The following is a 24643-nucleotide window of genomic DNA, read 5'->3' as shown; positions in this document are numbered from 1 at the left end:
ATTGAAAACAATCTTACCTGTACTGTTATGCCTTATGGCTCTGGCTTCCTGCAACCCGGACAGCCAGGAGTGTTATGTACCTAAAACGGTTACAGCCCAGATAGGATTTACCATTATCGATACCATATTTGCCAAGGATCAGTTGGGTAGGGACAGTATATATGTCAGTGTCAGGGACACCCCGCTAAACTACCCTTCTATGCTGTCTCTCGGCAATGATACGGTAATCAGGTTTATGGGTGTGTATAAAGGAACACAGTTACCGGTGATGTTCAATCCCGAAACGGACAGTATACGCTACCGCTTCCAGCCAGATTCGACACAGCAGATTTTTGATACAGTTACCTTACATTACGATCACAATTACCACTTCATCTCCAATGCATGTGGGTATACCTATTACTATAATATCAATCGTGTAAAGATTACGCATCACCTGCTGGACTCTGTTCGTATTGCCACACCTTCGGTAACACAGAGCGCACAGGACAAACATGTTATTCTTTACTTTATAGACTAATGCCAGACCATCTAATGTCCATACGTCATATCTTACTGCTGACAAGTCTGTGTACCGCAATGGGACTACAGGCGGCCGCACAGGAGCAAAAAACAGATAGCCTGACTACGGTTAAGGATACACTGACGGCACCTGCTATAGCGAAAGACAGCAAAACAACGGTTAAGGACAGTACTGCTGTAGGTAAGAAAAAGCGAGCACCGTTTGAGCGGCAGTTTAGGTTAGGCGTTGATATTTACCACCCGATTGCCAGCCTGGCCTATCATAATCGCTACGGCCTGGAACTGATGGCTGACTATACTTTCAGAGAAGATAAGTACCTGGTGCTGGAAGCCGGTTATGGCGGAGGCAATATCGACTACGATTACCTTAAGTACAATACAAAAAATACATTTATCAAACTGGGTGTGGATGTATCCATGTTTGACAAACTGGACAATAAGGACTGGGACATTATTTTTGTTGGCTTCCGATACGGACTGGGCATTGGCCAGAGAGGTCCGGCAACATTTACCGTAACCAATCCGTTTGGTGGCATCAAAGAAGATGAGACTCCGGCCAGAAACTACTGGGCACATTGGGGTGAGATTACAGCAGGCATGCGTTTCGAACTGCTGCCCCGCTTTTTTGCCGGCTGGAATGTGCGGGCAAAATTCTTCCTCAACGCCAATACATTTGACGGAACAGTAGCTCCCAATTATATCGCAGGCTATGGGACAGGCGATAAATCAACCTCATTTGACTTTAATTTCTACTGCGCTTATGCGATCAGGTGGTATAAATAATTAAAATAATATGTGTCAAAAAAGCACTTGCCTATCATTTCGGCAGGTGCTTTTTCGCTTTCCAGGCAGCACAAAAAGCATCAGACTGACAAAATAGGCAAATTGAGGCAATGGCAGTATTTTTGCAGGATTATGAACATCCGGCTAGTTCCGGATATATTCAGCAAGAAACAATTTCAAAATTAATTTATAAAAATCCATAATTCGATGGCAAAGAAACAACAAGCAAGCATTACGCCGTTGCACGACAGAGTAATTATTAAACCAGCAGCAGCCGAAACTAAAACTGCAGGTGGAATCATCATTCCTGATACAGCAAAAGAAAAACCACAACGTGGTACCGTAATCGCTGCCGGTCCTGGTAAAAAAGACGAGCCGGTAACTGTAAAAGCCGGTGATGAGGTATTATACAGCAAATATGCAGGTACTGAAATCAACATCGATGGTGAAGAATTGTTGATCATGCGTGAAAGCGATCTGTTAGCGATCATCTAATCGCAACACCCTTTTGTAAGCAATATGCTTACAGCTTTTCATTAAATTATTATTTTAAAAAATTTCAACTGATACAATGGCAAAACAGATTTTCTTCGATATCGAAGCAAGAAATAAAATGAAGAAAGGCGTTGACATCCTGGCCGACGCAGTAAAAGTAACTTTAGGACCTAAAGGTCGTAATGTTGTGATTGAGAAAAAATTCGGTGCTCCTGCCGTAACTAAAGACGGTGTATCTGTAGCGAAAGAAATCGAGCTGGAAGATGCAATTGAAAACATGGGTGCACAAATGGTGCGTGAAGTAGCGTCTAAAACTGCTGATATCGCAGGTGACGGTACTACTACTGCTACTGTTCTGGCTCAGGCTATTATCGCTGAAGGTCTGAAAAACGTGGCTGCCGGTGCTAACCCTATGGATCTGAAACGTGGTATAGACAAAGCAGTTGTTGCTATTGTTGACAACCTGAAAAAACAATCTCAGAAAGTAGGTAACGATAACAAAAAAATCGAGCAGGTTGCTACGATCTCTGCTAATAACGATAACAAAATCGGTGCCCTGATTGCGGAAGCAATGAGTAAAGTAGGTAACGAAGGTGTAATCACTGTAGAAGAATCTAAAAACACAGACACTACTGTAGAAGTAGTAGAAGGTATGCAGTTCGATCGTGGTTACCTGAACCCTTACTTCGTAACCAATACTGAAAAAATGCAGGTAGAAATGAGTAATCCTTACATCCTGATCTTCGACAAAAAGATCTCTATGATGAAGGATATCCTGTCTATCCTGGAAAAAGTGGTACAAAGCGGCCGTCCTTTACTGATCATCGCTGAAGATGTAGAAGGTGAAGCACTGTCTACTTTAGTGGTAAACAAACTGCGTGGTTCTCTGAAAATCGCTGCTGTTAAAGCTCCTGGCTTTGGCGACAGAAGAAAAGAAATGCTGCAGGATATCGCAGTATTAACCGGTGGTATCGTGATCAGCGAAGAGCAGGGTTACAAACTGGAGAATGCTGATATGAGCTTCTTAGGTTCTGCTGAGACGATCACTGTAGATAAAGACAACACTACTATCGTAGGTGGTAAAGGTAAAAAAGCAGACATCACTGCACGCGTAAGCCAAATCAAATCTCAGCTGGCAGTAAGCACATCTGATTACGATAAAGAAAAAATGCAGGAGCGCCTGGCTAAATTAGCTGGTGGTGTAGCGGTATTATACGTAGGTGCAGCAACTGAAGTGGAAATGAAAGAGAAAAAAGACCGCGTTGATGATGCACTGCATGCAACCCGTGCTGCGGTTGAAGAAGGTATCGTTCCTGGTGGTGGTACTGCATTTATCCGTGCGGTAGAAGCCCTGGAAAAAATGAAAGGTGATAACAACGACGAGACTACCGGTATCCAGATCATCCGTTCTGCACTGGAAGCTCCAATCCGTACTATCGTTTCTAACGCTGGTCTGGAAGCTTCTGTTATCGTTCAGGAAATCAAGAAAGGTAAAGCTGACTTTGGTTTCAATGCACGTACTGAGCAGTTCGAAAAATTATTATCTGCAGGGGTAATTGATCCTACTAAAGTAAGCCGCGTAGCTTTAGAAAACGCTGCTTCTATCGCAGGTATGTTACTGACTACTGAATGTGTAATCGCTGATAAACCAGAACCAAAATCTGCTGCTCCGGCTATGCCAGGCGGTGGTATGGATATGGGTTATTAATCATAACATATACAATCAATATAGAAAGCGCCCCGCATGCGGGGCGCTTTCCTTTTTATAAACTGTTCAGGTAGGCAATCAGTTTGTCCACCTCTTTAGGAGGCATATAGGGGAAGGCTGTCATGGCAGTCTTATTCCACTGATTAAAGGTAGCTACTGCTTCAGGATCACCGGCAGCGATCATTGCAGCCGGATTCTTTATCCATTTGCGTACCCATGCTTCCGAATGTCTCGTCAATACACCCTTCATTGCCGGGCCAGTAGCATCTTTAAAAGGATGATGACAGGAAGCACAATTTACAATAAAGATCTGCTCTCCCGTCATATTAGCCGCACGCCATTGCATCTGCTTATACAAGTCCGGGCTATTGATCGTCTGTATGGCTTTCTTTCCCTTTGCATGAACAGTGGTATATATCAGCCCACCCGATATGGTATCATAATACTGAACAGTATACTTGCCCGGTATCGACCGATCATAAACCGTTTGTTCCGACAGTATATCATTTACATAAGTCTTCCAGGTGCCACTGTTATGCCCATTGGTATAAGACCGGTACTCCCGGAATGTTTGCCCCCCACGTTCAAACGTTAAAAAGCCGTCACCATGTTCTTTATCATTTACAAATGTCTGCTTATATACGGTATCTCCGCTTTGTTGGAGATAGAACCATAAACCTTCTTTTTTATCTGCGAGATACCTTCCTTTTTCCCATAACTGTCCTCCTTCATAAAGATTGTAGTATATACCGTCCTTCTGATAATCGTTATAGATGGTTACGGCTGCTGTATCTCCATTTGCATAAAAGGAGATGTATTTTCCCAGAGGTACAAAATCAAATGTATCCTTTACCTGTTCATAAGTACTTTTAATCCCGTTCCAGTAGGTCTCCTTTACAAAGCAGTTACAGCGTTTATCCAGGTATACCTTCTCCCGGTAATCCGTCTCCTGCTGATCCCCTCTTGTAAAAGAAGACAGCAGTACGGCACCGCCTGAAACCATTATCAATAGTACTTTAAACTTCATAAATATGTAATTATGATCTCCCCGAAAGTACACATTAAATTAATAATGCACATCTCAAATTTATCGTACATTAGCAGCCGGTTTTTTCATTATCGGAGGCAGTAGAATGAGCATAAAATTAAAATTAACAGTCCTTAGTTTTTTCCAGTTTTTCGTATGGGGCGCCTGGTTGATCACGATTGCCAATTATTGGTTCGGCACCCGCAACTGGGATGGTACACAGTTTGGACTGATCTTTTCCACCATGGGTATTGCCTCTCTGTTCATGCCCACACTAATGGGCATTGTAGCGGATAAATGGATCAATGCAGAAAAGCTCTACGGTCTGTTGCAGCTATTATATGCCGGTACCCTTTTCTGCCTGCCTATGGTCAATGATCCCGGGACATTTTTCTGGATCATGCTGCTGGCCATGTGCTTCTATATGCCTACACTGGCTTTGTCCAATTCAATAGCTTATACACTGCTGAAGTCATCCGGGAAATTTGATGTGGTCAAAGACTTTCCGCCGATCCGTGTATTCGGTACTGTAGGCTTTATCATAGCCATGTGGATCACCAATCTGACGGGCAATAAGGCCTCCGCTAACCAGTTCTATATTGCCGGTACTGCTGCTGCCCTGCTTGGTTTATACGCGTTCTTTCTCCCTGCCTGTCCGCCAACCAAAACCATTAAGTCTACCCAGAAGTGGACCGAAATGCTCGGCCTGAACGCCTTTAAGCTTTTTGCCAATTCCAAGATGGCCATGTTCTTTATCTTCTCCATGTTCCTGGGTGCAGCTTTGCAGCTGACCAATGCTTATGGAGATCTGTTTATAGATGACTTTAAAAAAGTACCGGCCTATGCCGATTCTATGGTGGTCAAGTACTCAACTATTATCATGTCCATTTCGCAGATATCAGAAACCGTATTTATCCTAGCCATCCCGTTTTTCCTCAAGCGCTTCGGGATCAAACAGGTGATGCTCATCAGCATGATCGCATGGGTGCTGCGTTTCGCACTATTTGCCTTTGGCGATCCGCATGATGGTTTATGGATGATTATCTTATCTTGCATCGTTTACGGCATGGCATTCGACTTCTTCAATATTTCCGGCTCTCTGTTTGTGGAAACGAATACAGACAAGCAGATCCGCTCTTCTGCACAGGGTTTGTTTATGATGATGACCAATGGCATAGGTGCCGTATTCGGCAGCCTTACCAGCGGCTACCTTATCCAGCATTACTTTACCCTGCCGGATGGCGGTAAGATGTGGCAGGAAATATGGCTTTCCTTTGCCGCTTATGCTGCTGTTATTGCCATCCTGTTTGCCCTTTTCTTCCGGCATAAACACGAACCTGCAGCCGTAAAACACTAATCTAAAATCTTATTACGAAATGATCGATCAGGCAATAGCATTGGTACAACAAACACTGGATGGCGCGGAAGCAGGCCATGACTGGTTTCACATCGAAAGGGTATGGAAGCTGAGCATGCATATTGCGCAACAGCATCCTGAAGCCAATGCTGAAGTAGTTGCATTGGGTGCTTTGTTACATGATATTGCTGATGCTAAATTCCATAACGGAGATGAGCAATTAGGGCCGCAGATTGCCTCCCAATTCCTGCAGGAGCAGGGCGCAACACCGGAACTGATCGACCAGGTGGTATATATTATCCGCAATATTTCTTTCAAGAACAGGAATGAGGTCAGCCACTACCCTATTGAGTTACAGATTGTACAGGATGCAGATCGCCTGGATGCAATCGGGGCCATAGGTATTGCCCGTACCTTTAATTTCGGCGGATATAAAAATAATCCGATGCATGATCCTAAACAGGAGCCGCGCACCGATATGAATAAAGAAGTGTATAAAAAATCTAATGGTACCACCATTAATCACTTCTATGAAAAGCTGTTACTCCTGAAAGATATGATGCATACCGAAACAGCCCGAAAGCTCGCTGAAGAAAGGCATCAGCTGATGCTCACTTTTCTCGATGCATTTTATAAAGAGTGGAATGTAGCCCTGTAAGCGGCTATCCTTTGAAGATTCGTTCCAGGGCAAGTGCTTTCAACTGCACCTCTGCCCATTCCTTTTCCGGAATACTGTCTATAGTGATGGCACCACCAGTATGGTAAGACAGGCGCCCCGTTTGCTCATTGTACAATAAACTACGGATCACTACATTAAAATCAAAATCCCCGGCTGGTGTTATATAGCCTACCGCACCGGAATAAAGTTCTCTTTTAGAGTGTTCTGTCTCTTCTATAATCTGCATCACCATATGCTTGGGTGCTCCTGTCATACTCCCCATAGGAAAGGCATCCAGCAATACCTCTGCAATACCAGCATGCTGATCCATAGTTCCCTTAATCGTAGAGACCATGGTATGTACCGTAGGAAAAGTTTGCACTCCAAACAGTTCTACGGCCTCAATAGTGCCCGTCTTACTGTGTTTGGCCAGGTCATTGCGCATCAGGTCTGCAATCATTATATTCTCGGCACGTTCCTTCTCATCCGCTACCAGCTCTAATTTCAGCGCCGCATCCTCTTCAGGCGTAGCACCTCTGCGTATCGTTCCTTTCATCGGCTGTGCGATAATCGTATCGCCTCGTTTATACAGAAAACGCTCCGGGCTGCTGCTCATCAGCCAGTGTTTTTCCTGCCTGTACAAGCAGGAAAACGGTGCCGGATTTTGCTGATTTAAAGTATGGTATACCTGCAATGCCGGCAAATGATCAATCTTCGCAGCGGCACCCACACAGAGATTCAATTCATAGCAATCTCCGTCAACAATATGTTGCTGCACGGACTGCACTGCAGCGATGTACTCCTCTTTCGAAAAATTGCGCATGAAATCCGTCTCCGGAATATCGGTTGGTATATGTGCAGTCTCTGCTGTAACCTGCTGCCATAGCGCTTCGGGCAGCTCCTGTTCTGATTCTATAATCAGCTCCAGGCTACCATAAGGAATGTACATTACTATACCCGGCCTGAAAAAAGAGAGCAGGTCATTATCAAAATAAGCGGGTAATGAACTTTTCAGCCTCGGGTATAACTGATTTTTCAGATCGTAGTTCAGGTGACCGAATACCCAATGCTTACCGGCAGCGGCTTTCAGTGATGCGGCATCAGTATACATTTCTGTGGCCTGAGCACCAACGAGCAGTTCAAAGCGGTTATACAGTCCCTCGTAGGCATTATTATCCAGGTACGCAAAAATGCTGAATCGATTAACCCAATTCAGCATTTTCGTTTTAATATCTTTTATTGGAAAAGATGATATGTCTATTGTGTGTTGATAACGCAACGGCAATATTTTTAATTAAAAATCATCGTCGTCAAAATCATCAAAATCATCATTCAGAAAGCCTAAGTCCTCATCGAAGTCAAAGCTGTCATCGTCATCATCTTTAGAAGATTTCTTTTTACCGGTGGATGATTTTTTAGATTTAGGCATTTCAAACTCTTCAAAATCAGGATCACTGAATTCATCTTCTTCCTTGTAGAAATCATCTTCTGTATCCTCATCCGTGTCATCATCGTCGTCCTCATCATCATTAGCTTTCTTAGTAGATTTGGAAGCAACCTTCTTTTTAGGGGTCTCGTCCAGATCTTCTTCGTCTAAATCATCATCGTCATCAGCCTTTTTCGCTGCAGTAGACTTCTTCACGGCAGCTTTTTTAGGTGCTGCTGCTTTCTTGGCAGTACTTTTCTTACCAGGATTAGAATTACTAGTGGTCATTTTTCAATACAATTTTTTACATTAAATCCGCAGTACAAATTTCTTTATTAGTTGCGATATTTCAAAAGCAAATTTTGCTCGTTTTCCTAAAATTACCAAATAAGAAACATAATTTTTTTTATTCCATTTAACCTTTCTGTTCTATACCAGTCTCATACTTAGTGCACAACGAAAATGGTTCGCTTCTTATTGTTAGCATTTTGATAAAAACCAAAAATCGAGTCACTTATTTTGTTTTATCTGAGAAAATAAAATATCTTTGTTACAAGACTTGAATTATATCATAAAAATATTACACTATATTATATGAAACTTCTTTATAAAATCTTTTTACTCGCTATGCTTCCTCTGGGATTTGTAGCACAAGACGTAAGTGCTCAGAATGTTGAGCAGCAGCGCACCTTAAGTGTTAGTGACCGTAAAATGACCGCGTATCCAATCCCGGCTAATAATACGGTTTACTTCAAAATAAGCACCTCATTACGCAATGAAGCTAAAACTGTAGAACTGATGAATGTTATCGGTAAAACCGTTGCAGTTCAAAACGTAAGCAGCGAAGGCAGCGATATCGTTTTCGGTGGTTTAAGCCAGTTTCCGGAAGGTATCTATATCGGGGTGATGAAAAATGCCGATGGCAAAATTATTCAAACCACTAAACTAATGATTCAACATTAGTTTTCTCAATATATTTATAAACGGGAGCTGTTTACAGCTTCCGTTTTTTTTATGTAACTTAGAGACAACTAAAAACCTTCGCAAATACTATTGCGATTACCTATTTTTGACTTTTATTTATCAGTATGGCGAGTTCGATTTTATACAAGAAAATTGATGAAGAACAAGAAAAGAAATTTATTCTCCGCGAATACAGGGCTTTATTAAAAGCACTGAAGGAACGTATTAAAAAAGGAGACCGCAAACTACTGCGCAGGGCTTTTGAATTAGCCGCTGATGCGCATAAGGAAATGCGGCGTAAATCAGGGGAACCTTATATACTCCACCCCCTGGCCGTAGCGCGTATTACAGTAGAAGAAATCGGTCTGGGTGTTACTTCAGCAATCTGTGCCCTGCTACATGATGTGGTAGAGGATACAGAAATCACCCTGGACGATATCAGCCAGGAGTTTGGTAGTGTTTATGCCCGCATTATTGACGGGCTGACGAAGATCAGCAATGTAGTAGACTTCAAAAACGGAGTTTCTATGCAGGCCGAGAACTTCAGAAAGATATTACTGACCCTTGCGGAAGATCCGAGAGTAATCCTGATCAAACTGGCGGACAGGCTGCACAACATGCGTACCCTGACCAGTATGGCCAGGGATAAGCAAATGAAAATTGCTTCCGAAACCTCGTTTATCTATGCCCCGCTGGCACATAGACTGGGATTGTACGAGATCAAATCTGAACTGGAGGATCTCAGTCTGAAATATACGCAGCCGGATGTATATATTGACATTGTACGCAAGCTGAGTGAAACGAAAAATAACCGTGCCAAGTATATCCGTGAATTCATCAAACCAGTAAAGCAGGAACTGGATGATCATAATTTCAAGTTTGAAATTTATGGCCGCCCTAAAGCCGTGCACTCTATCTGGAACAAGATGAAGAATAAGAATGTTGCCTTTGAAGAGGTATTTGACCTTTTCGCCATTCGTATTATTCTCGATTCGCCGAGGGAGCAGGAAAAAGAAGATTGCTGGAGGGTTTACTCCATCATCACCAATTTCTATCGCCCCAGCCCTGAACGCCTGAGGGACTGGATTTCCGTACCGAAAGGTAATGGCTATGAGGCCTTGCACACAACGGTAATGGGACCTTCGGGTAAATGGGTAGAAGTACAGATCCGTACCAAGAGGATGAATGAAATTGCGGAAAAAGGTCTGGCGGCGCACTGGAAATATAAAGAAGGTACCCAAAGCGAAAGTAAGCTGGATGCCTTCCTGAAACATATCGGTGAAATCCTGAACAATTCAGAAGCCGATTCACTGGATTTCCTGCAGGATTTCAAATTGGATCTGTTTACAGAAGAGATATATGTTTATACACCGAAAGGAGATATGCGCGTATTGCCTAAAGGTGCTACGGCGCTGGATCTTGCATTTGATATTCACTCTGCATTAGGTGCACGTTGTATCGGGGCTAAGGTGAACTTTAAACTGGTGCCTTTAAGTTATGTACTGAAGAGCGGCGACCAGGTGGAGATTATTACCTCTTCAAAACAAAAGCCTTCGGAAGACTGGTTAAAATTTGTGGTTACGGGTAAATCCAAATCAAGGATCAAGTATTACCTGAGGGAAGAAAAACGTACGATTGCGGAAGATGGTAAGGCGATTCTGGAACGTAAGCTCCACTCCTTGAACCTGGAACCGAATACGCATAATATCAACGAGATCACGAACTTCTTCAAGTTCCCTTCACCGCTGGATATGTACTATGCAGTAGCGGTAAGCAGTATTGATCTTAAAATACTGAAGACCTTTACGATCAACGGTGACAAATTCTATCAGCCGGCCAAAGAGACCATAACACAGCCGGAGCATAAAGAACAGGAAGGCAAACCTTCTTTACAGAAAGGTGCTGAGCTGGTGATCTTCGGAGAGAGTTCAGATAAGATCCTCTACAAACTGGCTACCTGTTGTCAGCCGATACCGGGCGATGATGTATTTGGTTTTGTAACTTCTGGCGAAGGGCTTAAAGTACACCGCTACGACTGTCCTAATGCACAGAGCCTGCTGGCTAATTATGCACATCGCATCGTGAAGATCAAGTGGGCCAAAAACAAGGAGATATCTTTCCTTACCGGTATTCGTATTATCGGGCTGGACGATGTGGGTATTGTACAGGGTATTACGCATGTTATTACAACAGAGATGCGCCTCAACATCCGCTCGATCAGTATCGATTCCCAGGATGGGGTATTTGACGGTACCATTAAGGTATTCGTAAAAGATAAAGAAGAACTGGATACCCTTTGTACCAACATTGAACGTATTGAAGGTGTACAAAAAGTATTAAGACTGGAAGCTGACTCTGCAGCAGAATCATAAATTACATGACCCAAACTGATTATTTATACAAACAGGTAGTGGCTGCGCCACTACCCTTTCCTCCTGTAAGCTGGTGGCAAGAGGCCCTGAAAGCCCCGGTGCTCATCCTGGATGTGAAAGAACATTACCAGAAAATGTCTTATCGTAACCGCTATTACCTGGCCGATAAGAAAGGAAAATCCTTACTCAGTATTCCATTAAGCAGTGGCCGCAACCAGAGAATTCCTATGCAATCAGTGGGCATTTCCTATGCAGAACCCTGGCAGAAGGTACACTGGCGCACCATACAGACCTTACTGGGCAATGCCCCTTTTTTTGAATACATTGATTACCAGCTGTTCCCGTTTTTTGAAGAGGAGACGGCCAATCTCTGTGACTGGAATATTGCGACCATACAATGGGCCAACAGATTTCTGGGCAGTCCGCTGGAGATAAGGCTGAGCAGTGAGTATATTGAAACGTACGATGCCGACACCCTGGATATCAGGGATACCATACATCCTAAAAATATACCAGACGCGGCACAGCGGCCTTATTACCAGGTGTTCTCTGAAGATGCCGGTTTCCTGCCGGATTGTTCTATCCTGGATCTTATCTGCTGCGAGGGAAAGTATGCCACACATATTTTAAAGCGATAAAAAAATAGGGGCCGCAATATGCGGCCCCTATTTTTTATAATGCTTCCTTACGAATGTAGTATTTTCAATTTGACGGTTTCTATACGGGTTTGTGTAGCCAGTAGGATCTCAAATTCAAATTTATTAATGATGATCCGTGTATGCTGTTTCGGAATGGTAGTATAGTTCTTGATGATGTAACCGGAGAGTGTTTCTGTGTCTTTATCATCCAGGTCAATATCATATTTCTGTTTCAGGTAATCCAGCTTCAGGCGGCCTGAAAAAAGGTACTCATTTTCCGCGATCTGGCTTTCAGTGTATTCCTCAATATCATATTCATCCTTAATATCGCCGAAGATCTCTTCCAGCACATCTTCCATCGTCACAAAACCTGCGGTACCACCAAATTCATCTACTACCCAGGCAATACTTTTTCTTTCCTTGGTAAATAAGTGAATGAGATCAATCGCATTCATCGTCTGTGGAACGGTAGGAATACTATGCAGTATTTCGCGCACTCCGGATGGATTTTTGCCCAATTCCAGGTGATGCACATAGCCGATAACAGAATCGATATCCTTTTCATAAATAATGATCTTGGACAACTTAGACCGCACAAATGCATCACGTACAGACTGTGTTGGGCTACTTACATCCATTGCCAGTATCTCATTGCGCGGGATCAGGCATTTACGCACTTTTACTTGTGTCAGTTGCAATACTTTTTCGAACAGCTCTTTGTTCAGGGTATCATCATCATTATGTCCGTGTATGGAATTGCGCAGGAAAAGGTTAGGATCAGCCCGTTCAAAAACGGCCTGTCTCTTATTCGTCTTGATATTAAACAGGTATTTCAGGATTACTTCTGAAAAGCTGATAAAGAAGCCTGCAATCGGATTGGTAAAACGGGTCACAAAATTAACAAATGGTGCCCAGGCTGCCATCTTGCTTTCCGGATTGCTTTCAAACCCTCTTTTGGCAATAAAACTAATGCCCAGCAGGATCAGCGATGAGGCCAGCATCCAGTCCAGGATCAGCTGGGTGTATTCAAATTCTCTCAGTACTTCCGGCAGCGTCTTCATCAGGTACCCGGACAGATAATGCAGGGAAAGGCAAAATCCGATCAGGGATACATAAAACCCGATAATAGTTGCCCCCCAGAAGCGTTCCGGGAACTCAAAAAAGTTGCCCAGCAAAATACCGGTACGGGTATGCTGCTTGCGCTTCAGTTCAATCGTTAATCTGTTCGCTGCGAAAAAAGCAAATTCCAGTCCGGCGAATACAATAATAAATATCAGGAAAAACAGTAAGAGAGCACTGGAAATAACGATAAAGGTTTGCATTACGGTCATACGTTATTATTTCATAAATCTTGGTCAACAAATTACATTATGCGTAAAGATAACGGATAATTTGGTATGTAGCGCGTCAAAATTATGGGTATAAAATATGAATTATCCATATTTTCAGTGATTAAATTGTACCTTTGCTCTCCATTTTTAATTTTCCCAATGATAAGTCGCAGAAATATCCGTGTTAAAGTAATGCAGGCCCTTTATGCCCTGGAATCGTTTGATGCATTTGACCTGAAAGATGCAGAAGCTCAACGTAAGAAAGGCTTGCAATTGCTGACGGAAAAATTTGTTAATGCCGCTGAATTGTTCAACGTTTCGATGTTGTACCTGGCACGCATTGCACAATACGCAGAAACGGATTCCCGCCAGCGTTCTTCTAAATACCTGCCGACAGAAGCGGATATGAACGTAAACACTAAGCTCGCAGGGAACCTTTATCTCTGGGATATGCTGGAGAATGCTACCTTCCAAGAGCGCATCAGCGAAGATAAACTGGATCAGAAGGTGGAAATGGACCGGGTTAAGAAAACGTACCAGCACCTGTGTACTACTGAAAAGTACCTGAGCTATATCCAGAATGATGACCGCACTGCTGCAGAAGATAAAGCAATGCTGTACTTTATATGGAAGGAAGAAATGGCCCACAACGAGGACTTCCAGGAGTATATGACCGATACATTTGACGGTTGGGAAGATGATAAGGATATGGTGATGATGCTGGTAGATAACTTTTTCAAAAGTCCGAAGAGCGTTAATTTCCTGCAATTCATATCCGGAGAAAAGAATGAATATGCACGCAGCCTGATGACGACCGTATTGGAAAGAGATCAGGTACTGATGGAACTCATCGAGCCTAAACTGAACAACTGGGATGCGGACCGTGTAGCGACGATTGATCTTATCCTGCTGAAGATGGGCGTATGTGAATTCTTATACTTCCCTACTATCCCTACTAAAGTTACGATCAACGAGTATATTGAGGTCGCTAAAAACTACAGCACGCCTCAGAGCGGACAGTTTGTAAACGGTGTACTGGATAACCTGTTGAAAGAACTGAGCCAGGAAAATAAAATCAGAAAAATCGAACGTACGAAAAACTAATTGCAGCTTTTTATATCATTTTTGCTACTTTTATGACTATGAAAATATTGACAGGAGCTAAAATACTGGGTGTTATAAGCGTTTTGCATATCGGATTTACCTCATGTGATTCTGTTCAGCAGGATGCCAACAGGGGCTCCATTATACTGGGAGATCCGGCAACTATTGTAACGGAGACAGATACTCAATTCCTGGGTGATATCGTAATGGACCTGGAAGAAAAAGAACTGGCTCCTGCCCCGGCAACGGCAAAAGATACTTTTCATAATGTAGAAATGGCCAAACAACTGGCGGCTCAGCAAAAGAAAGATTCTGCTGCAGCACTGGCGGCCAGAGAAAAGCCACAGGCCAAGGAAGAAGCTCCTAAAAAACTGAGCAGAGCAGAACAGCGGGCTCAGAAGAGAAAGGAAGAGGAAGAAAAAAGGAAGGAGGAAGAAGCTGCTCGTAAGAAAAAGCACTCCAATACCCGAAAGTCAGGCAATAAAAAGATTGCACAGAAAGAGACTACAAGGAAAAGAAGATAATCGTATATAATAATAAAGCCCCGGTATACCGGGGCTTTATTATTATATACGATTGATTATCCGCTTACAGGAAACCAAGATTTACCTTTTTCCTCGAGTTCCTTTTTCTGGCTACCTTTTGCCTTGATGCAAAAGGTACCGCCAAAAAATCAAGGCTGTATAAATCCCTGGCTAAAAATCAATATGTCGGCCGGTCGCAAACGCAAACTCGCTGCGCTCAGACAGTGGTTTACGGCTTTATCGACCGAGCCAATGATTTTATTAACGCCGGATTTATAAGGCCTTTCGAGCGATCTGTTCTGTACGGATCGCTTATTGTTTTCATCACAGCGATAGTCAGGATATACTATTACGATTAAGGTCCTGTGCGTGTAGGCTCTTTAGGAGAAGGCCATTTTTTAGGAGCACCTGTTTTCATGTCCAGCGGCATAACAATCTGTTGTCTGCTCATCATTTCCGGCTCTTCACAGGCCATATACACCAGCATCGCTACCAGCATGGCATTATGCCTGATGTCTTCAAAAACGATCTTGTCATACGTGTCTCTCTGTGTATGCCAGGTATAATCGCGGTAATGCCAGTTTTTGGCAGAAAGGTAAAACGCCGGAATGCCGGAAGAGACAAAAGAAACATTATCCGAACCACCATTGTCCGGTGCACCCGGGTACTTCATAGCTAACTCCTTTTTAAATGTTTCCGGAATGTAGTTAAGCCATTTGTCAAAACAGGCATATGCATTCAGAAAGCCTTGTGTATTGATCTCTGCAATGCGGGCCGTTCCATTATCCTGATTCAGCACAAGGCTTATCTTGTCCTGCAGCTCTGGATGATCCTTGACAAAAGAGGCTGAGCCATTCAGTCCCTGCTCTTCCCCACCCCAGTGACCTACCAGGATGGTACGTTTGGGATTAGGGTAAACTTTTTTCAAAATGCGCATAGCTTCCATCATAGTCAGGACACCGGTTCCATTATCGGTGGCTCCTGTACCGGCATCCCAGGAGTCCAGGTGGGCCGATAGCACAACATACTGATCCGGATGTGCTGTGCCCTTCATTTCTGCAATAGTATTATAAGTAGGCACATCTTCGCCGAATGAAGATTCTGCGGTGATCTGCAGTTCCGGTACGGTACCATAAGTCAGGTAGCGGTACAGTAAATTATAATCTTCCAGTCCCAGTTCTACCGAAGGTATTTTCTTTGTTCTGGCAGAGAATACCCTTGTTACGCCCCAGCCTCCAGACCATGTATTGGCTATAATGCCGGCAGCACCGGCAGCTTCCAGCTGCACCGGTAAAGTACGGGATGTAAAGCCTGTCTTTTTAATACGATTCTGCCAGTTGCCGGTTAAAACACGTTGTGCATTTTTAAAACTGTCATAACGCTCGGCACTTACATTGGCTTGCCAGCTATCATCCGGACGGCCGGATAATTGTGGCTGTGCGATCATCACCAGCTTACCTTTGGCCTCTTTACGCATCCACTGATCGTACGATGCGGAGTCGGAAAGGTCCGGCAAGGCGATAACTTTGGCTTTGAGTGGCTTATTACCTGTCGATGGTGACCAGGCCATTTGCGTACCTTCCAGGTTGATCCTGCGGGGATACAACATATCGATATGGCTGATACCCCTCTGCCAGGAGCGCCAGGTGCCCCATTGCTCATTACGGGCATCGATGCCAAAACTGAGGTAGGAGTTCTTGACAAAAAGATGGGCTCTTTCCATTTCCCGGGTTCCGATCAGTCTCGGCCCTATTACATCCAGGAACTGATGTGCTCTTTCTTCCAGGCTTTTGTCAGTAGCACCTTCCTGCCATATGGCATTGATTACAGACTGGTGGGGATTGGTTTGCTGGGCATGCAAAGTAGTAGTGCATATTCCTGCTGTAGCGAGGAATATGAAGTGGTATAATTTTCTCATCAGTAATTTAATATTGCAAGCAATAAAAATAAACAATTTGAAAGAGAAACTAAAGTGTACAGCATTAAAAAAGACAGGAGTATCCTGTCTGAGTGTGTTTTTACCGGGAAAGTTGTTTTAATCGTTCTTTCTCCTTTGCGGAAAGGCTGTCTATGCCGTGACGATTAATCTTCTCCAGCAGGTGATCCAGTTCCTGGGTCTTCCGCTGCCGGTCAATATTATAATGATCGTCGATCGTCATACGTTGCTGCTCACCTTTGGTAAAGGGATTACGCTTCGTGCGTCTGCTGCGCACGAACCATATGACTAATGCTACCAGTAAGAGTATAGCAAACAATGATTCCATAGATGCAATATACAAAAAAAACATACCAGGGAAAGACCCGGGTATGATCAATATTTTGCGAAAAATTTGGTGCAGCATATGATTATACTGCACCAAACCAATATCTTATAAGACACCGTATAGCCGGTAATGCTAATTATTTTTTAGCAAAGTAATCGCTCACTTTATCTTTGTGAATGATTGCTTCTTTAAAAGTATAAGCACCTGATTTAGGACTGCGAACAGCTTTAATTACTTTAGTGTAATTTTTCGCATCCAGGTTAGCGTTAGGATCTTTCTTAATCGCGGTTTTCGCTGCTTTTGCCATTTTAATACGTTTTTAAGAATGATAGTAACCTATCAAACAAAATTATTATTTAATTTCTTTGTGTACAGTTACTTTTTTAAGAATCGGGTTGTATTTTTTCAACTCGATACGCTCAGGCGTATTTTTCTTATTCTTAACTGTGATATAACGACTTGTTCCCGCCATTCCAGAATTCTTATGCTCTGTGCACTCTAAAATAACCTGAACACGATTGCCTTTCTTAGCCATCTCAGTAAATATTTTTAAATTTTAATACTAAATTAGATTTCTACACCCTTAGCACGCAGATCTTTCACTACTGCTAAAAGTCCTTTTTTGTTAATTGTACGGATTGCATCAGATGATACTTTCAGCGTCACCCAACGATCCTCTTCTACTAAAAAGAAACGCTTAGTTTGCAAATTAGGCAAAAAACGACGTTTAGCTTTCTTGTTAGAGAAAGATACTTTGTGACCTGTAATAGGCTTTTTTCCGGTTACCTGACATACACGTGCCATATCTTACGAATATTTATTTTTTTGGACTGCAAAGGTGCGACTTTTATTTCACCCAGCCAAATTTTTTAAGAAAAAATATTAATTAATTTATGCTTTTAAGCAATCTCCGGATACAAAAGCTGGTCCAGATCAGCGATTCCGAGGTTTGTCTCGGAAATAAATCCTTCACCGTAGGTTGTCCCGATCCGTTTGCCCAGCAAAGCTGCTCTTTCTTTTATTTTATCCAGGAACTTTTCTGAAGAGATATATGTTACGGGTGCACCATCATCATCTTTGCTAAAGAACTGAGTACCATAGCATTTAACTGATTCCATTTTAGCTTCCATGCTCTCTGTAACATCTACAATAAAGGATGGCTCCAGGAAGCGGTCCTGTATATAATGGAATACCCGCTTGGGTCTCCAGGCTGCCTGCGGCTGTCCCTCCCAGGCTGTTTCAATCTTGATCAGACCACTGAGAAAGGCTGCATCGCGGATCAGTGTCGCTGCACGTCCATGATCGGGATGGCGGTCAGATGGTGCATTGGCCAGGATAATATCCGGCTGGTGCAGGCGAATCACCTGTACCAGTTTCAGTACATTTTCACGGCTGTGCTGAAAAAAGCCATCTTCCATTTGCAGATTATGACGCTGTGCGATACCCAGTACTTTCGATGCCGCTGCTGCTTCTGCATAGCGGGTATCTATTGTGCCCCGGGAACCCAGTTCACCTTCTGTAAGATCTACAATCGCGACCTGCTGCCCTTTACGGACATGATTATATAAAGTGCCTGCACAACCCAGTTCCACATCATCGGGATGGGCGCCAATGGCCATTACATGAATTTTCATGATGCAAAAATACGGTTAATTCATTATGTTGTACCTACAATGATTTAGTCGATAACAAAACATTAATGAATTAACCGTCAATAAGTTACTGTGAGCGATTATTTGGTTTTCATCTTCCGGATCTGTACTCCCGGAACCTGATTATAATAGTATTTAGATTCTATTTCCTGAACAATCGTTTCTATCTCCCGGTCGCGGTTATAAGGATCGTACTGTTCTTTAAGGTTATTATCGAAAAAGTAAGCGGCAGTCTGAGACAGGCGCGCATTCAGGCCTCCTTTCATCTCTTTAATAATGGAATAACAGTCTTTGCCGGTCTGACGGTTGATGAGCTTTACCAATATAACCCCTTGTGTAGTAGACATATTCTTCAGAGGGTCTTTAAATTTGGCATTCAGCTGACTTTCTACAGCCTTAAGGTATTTTTTACGGTCTCTACGACCGTCGGCCTTCATCATTTCGACATCTACATCGTTTAATATTTTGGCTGCGGCTATGGCATAGGGCCATACGGTCATTACATTATACCTGAGCCGGGCCATACGGTCTCTCTTGTTCTGATCCAGGTAAGTAGCCAGGGTCTGCACCTCTTCCAGGTAAAAATGGGGTAAAGTATCGCTACCCAGCACCACACCGTAAGTGATGATGGTATCGTTCACTCCACTCTTTTGCTGCGCTGCAGCGCGGAAGGAGCAACCCAGCATAAGCAGTACAGAACAGCATATGCCGGTTATTTTATAATGTGTGGTCATAGTACTCAGACTTAAAATGATCGTACAGAGTTACCTGTACGCAGATTGTATTGTAAAGTTATTAGAATATTTCTTTTCTGCAAGGTTTAAGCGGCCAAAGATATAACAGGAGCTTAATTTGCATAACTAGTGATAATTCCATATTTTGCAATTCAATATATAAAGGAAATCGGCTCAATGATCACGAACTTAAGTCTCCAGAACTCCCTACTCTCTCAATGGTTGCATGAGATCAGGTCTGTTAGTAAACAGGTCGATCGTATGCGTTTCCGGAGAAATACTGAGCGTATAGGGGAAATAATTGCTTATGAGATCAGCAAAGTGCTGGACTATAACCATACGGATACGACTACCCCACTGGGTAACAAACCGGTACAGACCATTTCGGAACAGCCGGTACTGGCTACTATATTAAGAGCCGGGGTACCACTGCACCAGGGATTGCTTAATTATTTTGACCATGCAGACAGTGCATTTATTGCTGCGTACCGCAAGCACAATAAGATTGACGGTACGTTTGAAATTGAACAGCATTATGTTACCTGCCCGGACCTGGACGGCAAAACCCTTATCATTGCAGATCCTATGCTGGCGACCGGCGCTTCGCTCATCCTGGCTATAGAAGGTCTTCTGGAATTCGGGCAACCGAAAAGTATCCATATTGCCAATGTAATTTCCTGCACGGAAGGTATAGAAAACGTACTGCGCAAATTCCCTGAAGCCCATATCTGGACAGGCGATATCGATGATGAGCTTACGGCAAAAGGGTACATCGTTCCCGGTCTCGGAGATGCCGGTGATTTGTGCTTTGGAAGTAAACTTCAATTTTAAAAAGCAGTAAAATATTTTTCTATATAATCGCTAGGAAAATTAAAGAAAAAGTTATAGTATTGTGAAGAAATTCCCTTATTTTTCGGGAACGGAATGAACAAGGAGATGTCCGATCTATCACCCCATAATATTCATAAATAGATGAAAAAAATTTTATGTAGCATATCCGCGGCTTTTTTATGTCTGAGCGCGGGGTCGTCATTTGCACAGGATTCCCATTTTACCCAGTACTTTGCCTCCCCATTAACACTTAACCCGGCACATACAGGTCTTACTACAGGTGACTATCGCGTAAGTGTTATTGGTAGATCACAGTGGTATACGGTTACGAATAATCCTTATATGACTGGTGCTTTATCTTATGACATGCCGATTCTGAAGGGTAAATTACCTGAAGGAGATGCAGCAGGTTTCGGATTACAGGTATTATACGACAAAGCCGGTTCCGGTGCCTTACAAAATATTACCAGTACTTTATCCCTGGCTTATCATAAAGCTTTGGGTGTTGAAAAAAATCACCGTATCTCTTTAGGGGTACAAGGTTCTCTGGTGCAGAAATCTATCCGTTTTGACAAGCTTGTCTTCGGTAATGAAATCGATTTCGGCAGATCTACTGTATACCTGCCTAATACTTCGGGTGAAGGGCTGCAAAACGCAGATCTGACCTACCCTGACTTTAATGCCGGTATCCTGTATTCTGGTCAGATCAATGAAAACACGATGTTATATGGTGGTTTCTCTTATTATCACTTAACTCGTCCTACAGAAAAATTCACCAGCCGTGCTACGGATGTGTCTGTTAAAATCAACTCCCGTTACACTGCCTATGTAGGTGGTGCACTGAACCTGAACTCTCATACTGTTGCTTACCTGAGCACTATGTATCAGCAACAAGGTACTGCATGGGAATACCTGATCGGTGGTGCGGTAGGTTTCATCCTGAACCCGTACAACGATGAGGATACTAAAAACACTACTTTATACCTGGGTGCATGGTACCGTTACGGTGATGCGATCGCTCCTTATGTAGGTTTCGAATGGTCTAACTGGCAGATGGGCTTCACTTATGATGTGAACGTTTCTAAATTCCAGCAGGCAACTAACGGACAGGGTGCGGTAGAATTCTCTGCTACCTACAACGGTATTATCGAGAAGATTGTAAGAAAGCGTTACAACTTCGCTTGTCCTAAGTTCTAAACCGATTTATTTTAAATAATTGATAAAAAACCATACGGCATGTATGGTTTTTTTATTTTTGTGCAAATTCAAATTTTTCTATGTCTCTGAACGCCCATATACAACCTGCTGCACGTATTTTTCTGCCACAGGATTTTAACATCACAACCTGGGAAGCGGTTGAACCTTATTTTGAACAATTAGTATCTGCATCTATCAGCAATAAAAGCCAGCTGGAGCAATGGTTACAGCAATGGAGTGAGCTGGAAGCGGTGATCAGTGAAGATGCCTGCTGGAGGCAGATCAAAATGACCTGCGATACAACCAATCCGGCACTGGAAGAAGCATTTAATTATTTCTGCCTGGAAATAGAACCAAAATTAAAACCTTATAACAACCGCCTGCAGCAAAAGCTGATGGATAGCCCTTTTACCAAAGAGCTGGATCAGGCCCAATACTTCCCGCTGCTGCGCCAGATCGAAAATGCACTGAGCCTGTACCGCGAGGAGAATGTGGCACTGGAAGCCCAACTGAGCGTACTGCAACAGCAATACGGGGTGATCTCTTCCAAAATGACCATCACGGTGAATGAACAGGTATATACCCTGCAACAGGCGGCTAAGTTCTTACAGGAGCCTGACCGTAAGCTGAGAGAAGAGGTATTTGTAAAGGTTAATGAAAGAAGAGGTGAAGACCGTGCCGAACTGGACAAACTCTTTGACCAGTTACTGGTATTACGCCAGCAGATTGCAGAAAATGCCGGTTTTGACAATTACAGAGATTACAAATTCAGGGCTTTAGGTCGCTTTGACTATACACCGGAAGATTGTTATAACTTCCATGAAGCGGTTAAAACACATATTCTACCCTTACAGGAACGCCTGCTCGAACACCGCAGAAAGCAACTGGGTCTTGAAGTATTAAGACCTTATGATGTGGATGCTGTTCCGGAAAATGAGCAACCACTGAAGCCATTTACCAATGGTACAGATATGCTGGACAAAAGCATTGAAGTGTTCAGCAAATTGCACCCTTACTTTGGGTCTTGTCTGCAGGTGATGCAAGATATGCAGCGCCTGGATCTGGATAGCCGCATTGGCAAGGCTCCGGGGGGCTATAACTGCCCGCTGGCCGAAACCGGTGTACCATTTATATTTATGAATGCCGTAGGTACCATCAATGATGTAATTACGATGATGCATGAAGGTGGCCATGCGATACATTCTTTCCAGTCGCACCACCTGCCCTTGAGTGCGTTTAAAGAATACCCGATGGAGATCGCAGAGCTGGCGAGCATGAGTATGGAACTGTTTTCTATGGATCACTGGGATATCTTTATGCCGGAAGCGAATGATCTGCTGAAGGCCAAACAGGAGGAACTGGAAAGGGTTATTGATGTATTGCCGTGGATTGCTACCATTGATAAATTCCAGCACTGGATCTATACCCATCCGGGCCATACTGTAGCGGAACGTACAGAAGCGTGGAAAAGTATCTTTATGGAGTTTGCACCGAAGAATATCGATCGCAGCGGGCTGGAACAGTATTTTGAAGCCAACTGGCAAAGACAGCTGCACTTATATGAAGTGCCATTCTACTATATCGAATATGGTATTGCACAACTGGGTGCAGTAGCGATGTGGAGACAATACAAAGCGAACCCGCAGGAGACCCTGCAACGCTACCTGGATGCACTGGCATTGGGTTATACCAAAACCTTACCGGAACTGTACGAGACTGCCGGTATCCGCTTTAGTTTTGATGCGGAGTATATCCAGGAATTAAAAGGATTCCTGGAAGGAGAACTGGCTGCAGTAGGTCTGTAGAAATGATATACTAATGTTGTTGCGCGCCCTATTTCAGGGCGCGCAATTTTTTGTTAAACACATACCTAAGTTACCAATGTATTCAATGATTAGGTATATTTGATTTCAAATAGGCTTATGAACAAACAATCTTTATATAAAGGATGCCTGGAGCCGATTGTCCTGCAGCTACTGGGCAGTCATAATCGTATGTATGGTTATGAAATAACGGTAAAGGTGAAAGAGTTGACCAAAGGGGCACTACAGATTACTGAGGGGGCACTCTACCCTTTGCTGCATCGCCTGGAAGGTGAAGGTGTACTCACTGCCGAAATGGAGCATGTGGGCAATCGTATGCGTAAGTATTACCGGCTGACGCCTGTAGGACAGGCGACCCGGAAAAACGCGTTAAATGAGCTGAACGACTTTATCGCTACCCTGCAATTATTTAATAAACCCGCAATTTCCTAATGATGCATCCTGAAACACAATCGCTTACCGAAACGGAACTGGATTACCTGTATCAATTCTGCCGGAAACACTATATCCGATACTATGATGTACAGGTAGAACTGGTCGATCACCTGGCCAATGCCACAGAAGCATTGATGCTGGAGCGACCGGAATTAAGCTTTACTGCAGCGGTCGACACGGTATACGCAGGATTTGACAAAACCGGTTTCCGTAAGATTATTGCTGCGAAAGAAGAAGCGTTGGAGCAGCAACATAAATTATATTACCGCAATACCTTCCGCTCCTATTTTACGACTTCACGCATACTCATGATGCTTTGTGCCTTTGCATTGATATGGAGTTTGCACCGCTTTACTGAAGGCCATACGGTACTCCGGGCCAGTGTTTTACTGGGCGTTGCCGGCACAGCATTGCTTTATGAAATTGGATTGCCCATATTCCTTCATTATGCTTACAAACGCCCAAAACAGGAGCTGATCAGCAGACAGGTACATCGTCCGTACTATTATTACCTTACGATATTCTGTTACCCTGAGTTGAAATTCGTTCTGAATTATTTCTGGGATCATGAGCGTTATCTGTATCTCGCAGACCATTACTTTATCCTGATCGGTTTGTTTTGTATGCTGGGAGTACTTCTGCAATTGGTACATCAGGAGGTCAGTAAGAAAATATACCGTAAAGCATTTGAAGATTATCCACTGGCTTATGCTTAAACATGTATAGAATTAAAAGTGTTGGGGGCCGGGCAGCCGGGGGCCCCCCCGTGTATAAAAAAAGTGACGTTGTGGACGGGGGC

General features: G+C 43.3%; 27 protein-coding genes. 16 read left to right on the top strand and 11 right to left on the bottom strand.

Annotated elements, in window-relative coordinates; all coding sequences use genetic code 11:
* The first annotated feature begins 1 nt into the window (after position 1).
* The 4 genes from FTD44_RS14140 to groL all read left to right on the top strand — a co-directional run bounded on the left by FTD44_RS14140 (position 2) and on the right by groL (position 3508).
* The gene (locus FTD44_RS14140; protein ID WP_222167046.1) at positions 2 to 520 is read left to right on the top strand and encodes a DUF6452 family protein; all 519 of its coding nucleotides are present in this window, start codon (positions 2 to 4) and stop codon (positions 518 to 520) included.
* On the top strand, positions 520 to 1305 hold the full coding sequence (locus FTD44_RS14135; RefSeq protein ID WP_222167045.1) for a DUF6048 family protein: 786 nt from the start codon (positions 520 to 522) through the stop codon (positions 1303 to 1305). Before FTD44_RS14140 ends, FTD44_RS14135 begins: the two co-directional genes overlap by 1 nt.
* Before the next feature lie 207 nt (positions 1306 to 1512).
* Entirely contained in the window at positions 1513 to 1800 is a 288-nt protein-coding gene (locus FTD44_RS14130) for a co-chaperone GroES (protein WP_129019567.1), read from the top strand.
* Positions 1801 to 1876: 76 nt separating this feature from the next.
* Positions 1877 to 3508 carry a chaperonin GroEL gene (gene groL / locus FTD44_RS14125; RefSeq protein WP_222167044.1) on the top strand — a complete coding sequence of 544 codons (1632 nt, stop codon included), beginning with the start codon at positions 1877 to 1879 and terminating at the stop codon, positions 3506 to 3508.
* 55 nt (positions 3509 to 3563) lie between these two features.
* Here the strand turns inward: groL and FTD44_RS14120 are convergent, their stop codons facing one another.
* A complete protein-coding gene (locus FTD44_RS14120; protein ID WP_222167043.1) occupies positions 3564 to 4535 on the bottom strand; it encodes a c-type cytochrome in 972 nt (323 codons plus the stop codon).
* A 106-nt stretch (positions 4536 to 4641) separates the two neighbouring features.
* Here FTD44_RS14120 and FTD44_RS14115 point away from each other — a divergent pair, with 106 nt between their 5' ends.
* Both FTD44_RS14115 and FTD44_RS14110 read left to right on the top strand, forming a co-directional pair.
* Positions 4642 to 5892 (top strand): nucleoside permease, encoded by a 1251-nt coding sequence (locus FTD44_RS14115; protein ID WP_222167042.1) that lies wholly within the window; start codon positions 4642 to 4644, stop codon positions 5890 to 5892.
* Positions 5893 to 5911: 19 nt separating this feature from the next.
* Positions 5912 to 6550, top strand: coding sequence for an HD domain-containing protein (locus FTD44_RS14110; RefSeq protein ID WP_222167041.1), 639 nt, complete (start codon positions 5912 to 5914; stop codon positions 6548 to 6550).
* A 4-nt stretch (positions 6551 to 6554) separates the two neighbouring features.
* On the opposite strand, the gene FTD44_RS14105 is transcribed toward FTD44_RS14110, so the two are convergent.
* On the bottom strand, positions 6555 to 7769 hold the full coding sequence (locus tag FTD44_RS14105; RefSeq protein WP_222167040.1) for an anthranilate synthase component I family protein: 1215 nt from the start codon (positions 7767 to 7769) through the stop codon (positions 6555 to 6557).
* Between the two features lie 75 nt (positions 7770 to 7844).
* A complete protein-coding gene (locus tag FTD44_RS14100; protein WP_222167039.1) occupies positions 7845 to 8264 on the bottom strand; it encodes a hypothetical protein in 420 nt (139 codons plus the stop codon).
* A 306-nt stretch (positions 8265 to 8570) separates the two neighbouring features.
* Between FTD44_RS14100 and FTD44_RS14095 the strand changes: the two genes are divergently transcribed.
* The 3 genes from FTD44_RS14095 (at position 8571) to FTD44_RS14085 (ending at position 11949) form a co-directional block, all read left to right on the top strand.
* On the top strand, positions 8571 to 8939 hold the full coding sequence (locus tag FTD44_RS14095) for a T9SS type A sorting domain-containing protein (protein WP_222167038.1): 369 nt from the start codon (positions 8571 to 8573) through the stop codon (positions 8937 to 8939).
* 125 nt (positions 8940 to 9064) lie between these two features.
* Positions 9065 to 11311, top strand: coding sequence for a RelA/SpoT family protein (locus FTD44_RS14090; RefSeq protein ID WP_222167037.1), 2247 nt, complete (start codon positions 9065 to 9067; stop codon positions 11309 to 11311).
* A gap of 5 nt (positions 11312 to 11316) precedes the next feature.
* Positions 11317 to 11949, top strand: a complete 633-nt coding sequence (locus FTD44_RS14085; RefSeq protein WP_222167036.1) for a WbqC family protein — start codon at positions 11317 to 11319, stop codon at positions 11947 to 11949.
* Between the two features lie 47 nt (positions 11950 to 11996).
* On the opposite strand, the gene FTD44_RS14080 is transcribed toward FTD44_RS14085, so the two are convergent.
* Positions 11997 to 13280: a hemolysin family protein gene (locus FTD44_RS14080; protein WP_222167035.1), complete on the bottom strand. Its 1284-nt coding sequence runs from the start codon at positions 13278 to 13280 to the stop codon at positions 11997 to 11999.
* Between the two features lie 159 nt (positions 13281 to 13439).
* Here FTD44_RS14080 and nusB point away from each other — a divergent pair, with 159 nt between their 5' ends.
* Both nusB and FTD44_RS14070 read left to right on the top strand, forming a co-directional pair.
* Positions 13440 to 14384 carry a transcription antitermination factor NusB gene (gene nusB, locus FTD44_RS14075; RefSeq protein WP_222167034.1) on the top strand — a complete coding sequence of 315 codons (945 nt, stop codon included), beginning with the start codon at positions 13440 to 13442 and terminating at the stop codon, positions 14382 to 14384.
* 38 nt (positions 14385 to 14422) lie between these two features.
* Positions 14423 to 14908, top strand: coding sequence for a hypothetical protein (locus tag FTD44_RS14070; RefSeq protein ID WP_222167033.1), 486 nt, complete (start codon positions 14423 to 14425; stop codon positions 14906 to 14908).
* Positions 14909 to 15263: 355 nt separating this feature from the next.
* Here FTD44_RS14070 and FTD44_RS14065 read toward each other — a convergent pair whose 3' ends face one another.
* From FTD44_RS14065 to FTD44_RS14035, 7 genes are all read right to left on the bottom strand, one after another.
* Positions 15264 to 16826: a M20/M25/M40 family metallo-hydrolase gene (locus FTD44_RS14065; RefSeq protein WP_222167032.1), complete on the bottom strand. Its 1563-nt coding sequence runs from the start codon at positions 16824 to 16826 to the stop codon at positions 15264 to 15266.
* Between the two features lie 100 nt (positions 16827 to 16926).
* Positions 16927 to 17172: a DUF6576 domain-containing protein gene (locus FTD44_RS14060; RefSeq protein WP_222167031.1), complete on the bottom strand. Its 246-nt coding sequence runs from the start codon at positions 17170 to 17172 to the stop codon at positions 16927 to 16929.
* A 136-nt stretch (positions 17173 to 17308) separates the two neighbouring features.
* Complete coding sequence (locus FTD44_RS14055; protein WP_129019582.1) at positions 17309 to 17479, bottom strand: DUF4295 domain-containing protein; 171 nt, start codon at positions 17477 to 17479, stop codon at positions 17309 to 17311.
* Positions 17480 to 17524: 45 nt separating this feature from the next.
* On the bottom strand, positions 17525 to 17707 hold the full coding sequence (rpmG, locus tag FTD44_RS14050) for a 50S ribosomal protein L33 (protein ID WP_129019583.1): 183 nt from the start codon (positions 17705 to 17707) through the stop codon (positions 17525 to 17527).
* 32 nt (positions 17708 to 17739) lie between these two features.
* Positions 17740 to 17976 carry a 50S ribosomal protein L28 gene (gene rpmB / locus FTD44_RS14045; protein WP_129019584.1) on the bottom strand — a complete coding sequence of 79 codons (237 nt, stop codon included), beginning with the start codon at positions 17974 to 17976 and terminating at the stop codon, positions 17740 to 17742.
* Positions 17977 to 18071: 95 nt separating this feature from the next.
* Complete coding sequence (bshB1, locus tag FTD44_RS14040; protein WP_222167030.1) at positions 18072 to 18806, bottom strand: bacillithiol biosynthesis deacetylase BshB1; 735 nt, start codon at positions 18804 to 18806, stop codon at positions 18072 to 18074.
* A 98-nt stretch (positions 18807 to 18904) separates the two neighbouring features.
* Positions 18905 to 19558 (bottom strand): DUF4294 domain-containing protein, encoded by a 654-nt coding sequence (locus FTD44_RS14035; protein WP_222167029.1) that lies wholly within the window; start codon positions 19556 to 19558, stop codon positions 18905 to 18907.
* A 177-nt stretch (positions 19559 to 19735) separates the two neighbouring features.
* Here FTD44_RS14035 and upp point away from each other — a divergent pair, with 177 nt between their 5' ends.
* The 5 genes from upp (at position 19736) to FTD44_RS14010 (ending at position 24560) form a co-directional block, all read left to right on the top strand.
* Positions 19736 to 20389 carry a uracil phosphoribosyltransferase gene (gene upp / locus FTD44_RS14030; protein WP_129019587.1) on the top strand — a complete coding sequence of 218 codons (654 nt, stop codon included), beginning with the start codon at positions 19736 to 19738 and terminating at the stop codon, positions 20387 to 20389.
* A gap of 141 nt (positions 20390 to 20530) precedes the next feature.
* Positions 20531 to 21586 (top strand): PorP/SprF family type IX secretion system membrane protein, encoded by a 1056-nt coding sequence (locus FTD44_RS14025; RefSeq protein ID WP_222167028.1) that lies wholly within the window; start codon positions 20531 to 20533, stop codon positions 21584 to 21586.
* Positions 21587 to 21666: 80 nt separating this feature from the next.
* Positions 21667 to 23391 carry a M3 family oligoendopeptidase gene (locus FTD44_RS14020; protein WP_222167027.1) on the top strand — a complete coding sequence of 575 codons (1725 nt, stop codon included), beginning with the start codon at positions 21667 to 21669 and terminating at the stop codon, positions 23389 to 23391.
* Positions 23392 to 23508: 117 nt separating this feature from the next.
* The gene (locus FTD44_RS14015; RefSeq protein WP_222167026.1) at positions 23509 to 23841 is read left to right on the top strand and encodes a PadR family transcriptional regulator; all 333 of its coding nucleotides are present in this window, start codon (positions 23509 to 23511) and stop codon (positions 23839 to 23841) included.
* On the top strand, positions 23841 to 24560 hold the full coding sequence (locus tag FTD44_RS14010; protein WP_222167025.1) for a hypothetical protein: 720 nt from the start codon (positions 23841 to 23843) through the stop codon (positions 24558 to 24560). Before FTD44_RS14015 ends, FTD44_RS14010 begins: the two co-directional genes overlap by 1 nt.
* The last annotated feature ends 83 nt before the right edge of the window (positions 24561 to 24643 follow it).

It is taken from the genome of Edaphocola aurantiacus (assembly GCF_019797745.1).
Classification (GTDB): Bacteria; Bacteroidota; Bacteroidia; order Chitinophagales; family Chitinophagaceae; genus Edaphocola; species Edaphocola aurantiacus.
This window is presented reverse-complemented; position numbering and strand designations above follow the sequence as displayed.

Bases quoted from the DNA above. Each gene is read 5' to 3' on its own strand.
- FTD44_RS14055 (WP_129019582.1), bottom strand. From the start codon at position 17,479: ATGGCAAAAGCAGCGAAAACCGCGATTAAGAAAGATCCTAACGCTAAC.
- FTD44_RS14025 (WP_222167028.1), top strand. From the start codon at position 20,531: ATGAAAAAAATTTTATGTAGCATATCCGCGGCTTTTTTATGTCTGAGC.
- FTD44_RS14105 (WP_222167040.1), bottom strand. From the start codon at position 7,769: ATGCTGAATTGGGTTAATCGATTCAGCATTTTTGCGTACCTGGATAAT.
- nusB (WP_222167034.1), top strand. From the start codon at position 13,440: ATGATAAGTCGCAGAAATATCCGTGTTAAAGTAATGCAGGCCCTTTAT.
- FTD44_RS14110 (WP_222167041.1), top strand. From the start codon at position 5,912: ATGATCGATCAGGCAATAGCATTGGTACAACAAACACTGGATGGCGCG.
- FTD44_RS14065 (WP_222167032.1), bottom strand. From the start codon at position 16,826: ATGAGAAAATTATACCACTTCATATTCCTCGCTACAGCAGGAATATGC.
- rpmB (WP_129019584.1), bottom strand. From the start codon at position 17,976: ATGGCACGTGTATGTCAGGTAACCGGAAAAAAGCCTATTACAGGTCAC.
- FTD44_RS14035 (WP_222167029.1), bottom strand. From the start codon at position 19,558: ATGACCACACATTATAAAATAACCGGCATATGCTGTTCTGTACTGCTT.
- FTD44_RS14080 (WP_222167035.1), bottom strand. From the start codon at position 13,280: ATGACCGTAATGCAAACCTTTATCGTTATTTCCAGTGCTCTCTTACTG.
- rpmG (WP_129019583.1), bottom strand. From the start codon at position 17,707: ATGGCTAAGAAAGGCAATCGTGTTCAGGTTATTTTAGAGTGCACAGAG.
- FTD44_RS14095 (WP_222167038.1), top strand. From the start codon at position 8,571: ATGAAACTTCTTTATAAAATCTTTTTACTCGCTATGCTTCCTCTGGGA.
- FTD44_RS14130 (WP_129019567.1), top strand. From the start codon at position 1,513: ATGGCAAAGAAACAACAAGCAAGCATTACGCCGTTGCACGACAGAGTA.
- FTD44_RS14115 (WP_222167042.1), top strand. From the start codon at position 4,642: ATGAGCATAAAATTAAAATTAACAGTCCTTAGTTTTTTCCAGTTTTTC.
- FTD44_RS14020 (WP_222167027.1), top strand. From the start codon at position 21,667: ATGTCTCTGAACGCCCATATACAACCTGCTGCACGTATTTTTCTGCCA.
- FTD44_RS14100 (WP_222167039.1), bottom strand. From the start codon at position 8,264: ATGACCACTAGTAATTCTAATCCTGGTAAGAAAAGTACTGCCAAGAAA.
- bshB1 (WP_222167030.1), bottom strand. From the start codon at position 18,806: ATGAAAATTCATGTAATGGCCATTGGCGCCCATCCCGATGATGTGGAA.
- groL (WP_222167044.1), top strand. From the start codon at position 1,877: ATGGCAAAACAGATTTTCTTCGATATCGAAGCAAGAAATAAAATGAAG.
- FTD44_RS14090 (WP_222167037.1), top strand. From the start codon at position 9,065: ATGGCGAGTTCGATTTTATACAAGAAAATTGATGAAGAACAAGAAAAG.
- FTD44_RS14135 (WP_222167045.1), top strand. From the start codon at position 520: ATGCCAGACCATCTAATGTCCATACGTCATATCTTACTGCTGACAAGT.
- FTD44_RS14085 (WP_222167036.1), top strand. From the start codon at position 11,317: ATGACCCAAACTGATTATTTATACAAACAGGTAGTGGCTGCGCCACTA.
- FTD44_RS14120 (WP_222167043.1), bottom strand. From the start codon at position 4,535: ATGAAGTTTAAAGTACTATTGATAATGGTTTCAGGCGGTGCCGTACTG.
- FTD44_RS14060 (WP_222167031.1), bottom strand. From the start codon at position 17,172: ATGGAATCATTGTTTGCTATACTCTTACTGGTAGCATTAGTCATATGG.
- FTD44_RS14015 (WP_222167026.1), top strand. From the start codon at position 23,509: ATGAACAAACAATCTTTATATAAAGGATGCCTGGAGCCGATTGTCCTG.
- FTD44_RS14070 (WP_222167033.1), top strand. From the start codon at position 14,423: ATGAAAATATTGACAGGAGCTAAAATACTGGGTGTTATAAGCGTTTTG.
- upp (WP_129019587.1), top strand. From the start codon at position 19,736: ATGATCACGAACTTAAGTCTCCAGAACTCCCTACTCTCTCAATGGTTG.
- FTD44_RS14010 (WP_222167025.1), top strand. From the start codon at position 23,841: ATGATGCATCCTGAAACACAATCGCTTACCGAAACGGAACTGGATTAC.